General features: G+C 58.1%; 3 protein-coding genes. All 3 read right to left on the minus strand.

Annotation, left to right across the window (positions count from 1 at the left end; genetic code table 11):
• Nucleotides 1–8: 8 nt before the first annotated feature.
• Nucleotides 9–2837 (minus strand): glycosyltransferase family 39 protein, encoded by a 2829-nt coding sequence (locus tag VAE55_RS16895; protein ID WP_322816892.1) that lies wholly within the window; start codon nucleotides 2835–2837, stop codon nucleotides 9–11.
• Nucleotides 2838–4347: 1510 nt separating this feature from the next.
• A complete protein-coding gene (gene groL / locus VAE55_RS16900) occupies nucleotides 4348–5982 on the minus strand; it encodes a chaperonin GroEL (protein ID WP_322816893.1) in 1635 nt (544 codons plus the stop codon).
• Nucleotides 5983–6029: 47 nt separating this feature from the next.
• Nucleotides 6030–6332: a co-chaperone GroES gene (groES, locus tag VAE55_RS16905; protein WP_012258595.1), complete on the minus strand. Its 303-nt coding sequence runs from the start codon at nucleotides 6330–6332 to the stop codon at nucleotides 6030–6032.
• Nucleotides 6333–6950: the final 618 nt, after the last annotated feature.

A 6950-nucleotide genomic window follows, 5' to 3' on the forward strand; every position in this document is an offset into this window, starting at 1 on the left:
ATATTCCATTATGAGTCGGGGATACGGTAGATAAATGCCCGAAAATCAGGTGTTGGGCTGGCGTACAGCAATTCAAAACCGTCGATGATCATCCCCGGCTGGTTATCGTGATCCATCAGCGGAGCCAGCAAACGCCCGACATCACCCTTCACCCGCATCTGGTTTTCCAGCACCAGATATTGCGCACCGTAGTGACGGGCAATCTGCAATAACAGCTCACGGTCATCCGTATTAGGGATCATCACTGCCGGTCGTTCGGTATGCCAGTTGACCTGCCACGGTAAGCGGGTCATGATCACGGCATCGGGTGGCGTGTTCGCCTGTAACCACTCGTAAGCGGCCAGGTCTTGGCGCCAGATTTGTGGTTCGTTACGTACCTTGTCTTCTATATCGGCCTGCGAGCCGGCCACAATCGTGATAATCGCTGCCAGCGCCAGGATCAACCCCAACGGTGCCCAGCGCCGATCCCCAACCGCTGCCAGCCGGTCATAACCGGCCCAGATAACCCACGCCGCCAGCAGGGCCAGCCAGGGAATGAGCGCAACCCAGTAGCGTTCCTCATTGGTACGCCAGTACGTCAGCATAAAAATGATATATGGCGTATACGTAAATGCCAGCAAACCAGGCCATTTCCGCCGATAAGCAATAGCTGCCAGCAAACCGGTGAGCGCCAGCCAGGCGCCGAGCGGGGTCAGAATATTCTTTTGCGCATCGTGACTGAAGAGAGCAGCGAGCACAGGTGGCGCACCCGGCCAGGCCGGCATCAGGTACGCCCGCAGCTCGCGCACCTGCGTCTCGAACTTGGTAAAGGTCGCATCAAAACCCCAGCGTAAAATCCAGCTCCGATCAGGCAATCCCGGCCCGCCCCATTCCAGCGCAAAGACGCGATAGATTTCTGACCAGGCATCACCACTCACCCCGCGATAATCGAGCACCCAGGCATCGTAACTTTCGGTGCTGTAAACCGGTTTCCCGAACAGAATGAGATTACGCACCAGATAGGGCGAAAGGATCAGGAGGGCAATGGCCGACCAGACGACAATCGGCGTTAAACCAATGCGCAGCCGTTGCCAGCGCTGTTGCCAGTCTCCCGCCATACGCAGGTGGTTCGCCAGGATCGTAAGTTGCCAGAGACCCATGCCCAGCGCGAACATGGCCCCACTCGGCTTCTGCAACATCATCAGACCGGTGCTGACAGCCGAGATGAACAGCCAGCGCCACTGTCTCGCCGGATCAGTATTGCTCTGGAGCAACGCTGCCATCGCTGCCATACTAAAGACCACAAACGCCAGATCGTTCGTCACATAGATCGATAGTCGGAAGAAAAGATAATTGGTCAGCACAAGCACAGCCGCCGTTACACCGACCCGCCGATCCCACCAGCGACTGCCAACTGCGTAGATAAGCACGATCAGGATAACATCGAAGACAAAATTGGGTATCTTTGCAGCCCACGCAGTTGGCCCAAACAGAGCAAAAAAGGGCGCGATCCAGACCGGCTGCAACAGCGGCCAGGTCTCCTGGGGGCGCGTTAGGCTGTCGTATGGATAATAAAACTGGCTGATATAGTCAACAACCCAGCCCCGTCCACGCACCAGATTACGGGCGACAATAGCATTGTCGCTGTAATCAGCGTGGCCCGCATAGGGCAGAGCAGCAATAACAGTCGCTTCAAAACCCAACCAGATGACGGCGAATCCTCCCAGGACCAGCCACGCACCGCGTCGGCTTGCCAGCACATCAACCAATCTATCACTCAAGCGCGGTAAACCGGCCCGCCCATAGGTCAGAAGTAACGCCAGCAAGGTCGTTCCCAACAGCGTTAACAGCAGCGAGTCGGGAAAAACCTGCCAGAAAAGGCGTATCCCGGCTGCCGTCATCCAATTGATCACGTGCAGCAGTACATACCCAAAACAGACCAGGGCCACTGCCACCAGCCCATAACTCAGTGCCTGCCCCTGACCGTAGCGCTGCACCAGGAAGCGCAGGTAGAACAGAAGCGGCTGCCGATAAGCAATCACCAGCAGCACCAGCAAACCAACCATCGCGACGTTCAGGATCGCCGCCATCCAGATGCGAGCGACCGCCAGCCCAATCGCAGCCGCCCCAATGCCGATTGCCGTGATGACGTACACCTGACTCTGACTCAAACGCAATCGTGTCAGCAAGAGCGCCAGCAGCAGCGCATTCCACCCCATCAGAGCCACTGCCGGCCAGGCTGGCGGTAACCACAGCGCTGCTTCACCGGCGGGTGAGATACGGACTTCGGCCAGACGCACCCCTTTTGGTCGCGGATCGCGTTCATCGAACAGCGTTGCCGAAGATTGCAGCACGAGGGTAAGATCGCCGTGTTGATGGGCAATTCCCGGTACCGCAAAAGAGAAGGCTTCCCAGGTTGGTTTTGGCACAAAACTGCCAACGACTGCCCCGTCGATCAACATCGTCACCGTTGGTTGTGCCCCAACCGTGGCCGGCCACCCTTGCGCCACCAGCGTCAATTGCAACGGCGACCCGGCACCGACGTTGGGCAACACAATCACAGCGCGCTCACGTGTCCAGCGCGAACGTCCGGTTGGCGAATCGGGAGTCAATTCATCCGCAAACAAATCCCCGCGCTCAACCGGTATCCGTCCCAAACCCGGACTCACCCCCACAAAGAGGCGATCTCCCGGCCAGCCAATCGCAACCCGACCCTGCGGTGGGGCCTGGTACGCCATCGCGCCGGCAAGCAATGCCAGGGCCAGTATGAATAACAGCACTCGTACCGTTGCCCGCAACGATGGCACGGTGTCGGCTGCAAACAATTCACTACTGATCGAACGATCACTAACGGTCATCGTGCTCCTTCGCCCCTCGCTCCAATGCCGACGGTCATTATACCGCTATTTATTGCCGACCGTAGTCTGCCGCATACTGCCCGGCACGTGATAAGCCTCTGAAGGATGCATGATACCCTCATCGCAACCCGTATCAGGTAGTGACGAGAGCTGCTACCCCATCAGGCAACAGTACCCTGCACTGCTGCCTGCCCGCACTGCGCCCCCTGGGAGCGTGCGCCTCCGGCTCGCCCACCTCCCAACATCCCCCCGCTGGCTATGCATTACCCATAACTATACGCATGGTGTTAACCATGTGCTATCGTGAGCAACATGCCAGGGAACAGTCGTACCGTGAGCGGTGCGCATCAGGGACGGAAGGCGGCATGATTGCAGCGGGAGACGTCGTGCCGAACTGTGAGGCAGGGTGCTTGAATTGATGTCATCACGCTGTGATGCCGTACGCCTGTCGCCTACGCGACCCTGATGATGGGGATGGTTGAACGCAGGCCGGCAGCCTGCCCCACAGTGTGCTGGTGCCGGTGGTGCGTAGGGGCAGGTTCCGTAGGGGCGGGTTCTCAACCCGCCCCTACGGACGGTATCTGCACTATCCAAGGGATGCGGTGGATGGGAATGTCTTGCATCGCGTGCCATGGCGTGCAATGGATGGTTGTTCAGAGGTGATCGCAGCCGCTACGCTCCCCGCCCCCACGCAGCGCTATGCCTTACCCATACCCAGGTTGTCACCTTCTTCGCTCATGAGCAGCACCTATCTCATTGTGCGCGATCCTGGGCACTATCGCGTTGCATCGCTGTCACGTGGGTCTCACGTCACGAATGGGCAGCGGATGGTCGCAGTGGTAGCGGCGGTAGACGGTTTATCAGACCGTGGAGCAGGCTGGAAGCCTGCCAGCGGGACCAGCACCTGCCGGCGGTGGAGAGGATGCCTCTCCACGCAGGCTGGAAGCCTGCGCCACGGGGAGCGCTTGCAGTTCGGTCTAACGCAGCGTGACATGTGGGTAATGCATAGGGTGCGCTCAGGAGGGGTCGGAGCAGTAGCTGAGAGCGTGCGCCTCTGGTGCGGTCAGCAAGTATCGGTATCGCCTGGGAGCGCGTGCCTCCGGTGCGCTCAGCAGGCACCGGCATCGCCTGGGAGCTTGCGTCTCCGGCGCGCTCAGCAAGCACCGGCATCGCCTGGGAGTGCGCACCTCCGGCACGCTGAGCAAGCGTCGGAGCAGTAGCTGGGAGCGCACACGCCTCCGGCGTGCTCACCACCAGCACCAGCACGCGTCAGCGGCATCCATCCGGCACCGCCGGTTCTCGCCCCCAGCGGGGACGGGTGAGAGTGGGAGCGTGTCGTGTACCACCATTTTGTGTGCCGCTGACGAACCACTAGCAGCTCACTGGCAGCATGTCAGCAGTACGTCAGTACGGATCTGCCAGCCCAAATGATATACATATATGCGCAAACCAAAAACAAACAGGGGTGCACAGACGTGCACCCCTGTCACATTATTGGAGCGCTGAAACTTTAGAAGTCCATCCCGCCACCGGCGCCTGGAGTTGCCGCCGGTTTTTCCTCAGGAATGTCGGTAATAAGCGCCTCGGTGGTGAGGATCATACCGGCAATCGAGACCGCGTTTTGCACAGCGCTGCGGGTGACCTTCACCGGGTCGATAATGCCCTGCTCGATCATGCTGCCATACTGACCGGTCAGCACGTTGTAACCGATGGTCTTGTCACCCTTCTCCTCTTGCAGGCGGCGGACATTGGCGATAATCACCGAACCGTCCTCGCCAGCGTTGCGGGCCAGAATGCGCAATGGCTCCTCGAGCGCACGGCGCAGAATCTGGAGACCGACCTTCTCGTCTTCGTGAGCAACCTGCACGTTGTCGAGTGCCGGAATAGCATTGATCAGCGCGACACCACCACCGGGCACGATGCCCTCTTCAACAGCAGCGCGGGTTGCGCTCAGCGCGTCCTCAACGCGGTGCTTCTTTTCCTTCAGCTCAGGCTCGGTCGCAGCACCGACCTTGATCACGGCCACCCCACCGGCTAGCTTGGCCAGCCGCTCTTGTAGCTTCTCGCGATCAAAGTCGCTGGTTGTGGTGGCAATCTGGGCGCGGATCTGCTCAATGCGGGCGCGGATCGCCGCCTCATCGCCACGGCCCTCGATAATCGTCGTGTCGTCCTTGGTTGCAATTACCTTGCGAGCACGACCCAGATCCTCGATAGTGGCGCTATCGAGCTTACGGCCAATCTCCTCGCTGATGACGGTGCCACCGGTGAGAATGGCAATGTCCTGCAACATAGCCTTGCGGCGATCACCGAAGCCAGGCGCTTTGACGGCCAGGGCATTAATCGTGCCACGCAGCTTGTTGACGACCAGCGTCGCCAGCGCTTCGCCATCAACGTCTTCAGCGATGATGACGAAGTTCTTCGTCACCTGCAACACCTTCTCGAGCACCGGGAGGATTTCCTGAATACTGCTGATCTTCTTGTCGGTAATCAAGATGTAGGGTTCATCAAGCTCAGCTTCCTGACGCTCGACGTTGGTGACCATGTAGCCCGAAATGTAGCCCCGGTCGAACTGCATGCCTTCGGTATATTCCTTCTCGAAGGTGACACCCTTCGACTCCTCTACAGTGATCACACCGTCCTTACCAACCTTCTCCATCACTTCGGCGATCAGCTCACCTATTTCGCTGTCAGCTGCCGAGTTGGTGGCAACGTGAGCAATGTCGGCGCGGTCGCGAACCGGTACGGCGCTCGCCTTAATAGCAGCTACCAGTGCCTCAGCACCACGATCAAGACCACGCTTGAGCAACATAGCGTTGGCGCCGGCGGCTACTACTTTCAAACCCTCGGTGACGATGGCCTGGGCCAGCACTGTCGCAGTGGTGGTACCGTCACCGGCCACATCGTTGGTCTTTGTCGCCGCCTCCTTGAGCAGTTGCGCACCCATGTTCTCGAAGGGATCCTTCAGCTCGATCTCCTTCGCGACCGTCACACCGTCGTGGGTTACCGTCGGCGAACCAAACTTCTTGTCAATAGCCACATTGCGACCGCGCGGGCCGAGTGTGGTCTTCACTGCATCAGCTACCAGATCAACACCACGCTTCAGAGCACGGCGTGCCTCTTCGTTGAAATAAAGCTGCTTTGGCATAGGATCTATAATCCTCCCTTGAGAATAGCGCTACTTGCGCGACGTTGTTACTCCTGAACGATACCCAGAATGTCCTTCTCCGACAGAATCAGGTACTCGACATCATCGAGCTTGAATTCGGTGCCGCTGTACTTGGCGAAGATCACGCGGTCGCCAACTTTAACGTTCATTGGGATCAACTTGCCATTGTCATCACGGCGACCCTCACCAACTGCCAGCACTGTGCCTTCCATCGGACGCTCTTTGCTAGCCGTATCAGGCAGGTAAATACCGGTCTTGGTCTTCTCTTCACGCTCTACCGGTTTGACCACCACACGGTCGCCAAGGGGTCGGATGCGGAAATCCGCCATAGCTACTATCCTCCGTTTGGTATAGGTTTCTTCCAATGTGCGAAGGTTCCATGAATTAGCACTGTTACGTCAAGAGTGCTAATCCGTTGGTAATAGTACACAAAAACGGTCGGTTTGTCAAGTCAATATTAGCACTCGACGTTAGAGATTGCTAGAAGTTCGTTTGCCAGGAAGATTCTCCCAGTTGCCCTATCTGGCTTTCGCACTGCAAAGCTGCGCACAGCTTTACAGTGCGCCATGCGTGAGCGTTCTGTCTGTGTCCAGCTGTGCAAACATATCGAAGCGGTAGGCAGGCGGTACGCTTCACCTTCACCATTGCCAGTAATCCTACCTCGTATGCTTACGCCCTGATGTAGCCTGGAGCCTGGTATCAATGGGTGCCGGTGCCATTTGGCTCGATTCAACGGATTCCGGTAAAGTGTGGCACTTGGGTTTTCCTGGAGCTTATTTCATAAAAGCTGTACGGTCGTGCCATTGCACAGGCGCATGAATGCCTGCTAATCGTCAAGTATATCCTGCTTCCGCTCTGCCCGTATGACAGCGAGGATAGCTGACGACCATCGCCAGCGTTGGATTGATTGCCTTACCCGCTCGTCGTGCGCGTGTCGCGAAGTTTGG

The organism is Chloroflexus sp., from assembly GCF_034432675.1.
GTDB lineage: Bacteria > Chloroflexota > Chloroflexia > Chloroflexales > Chloroflexaceae > Chloroflexus.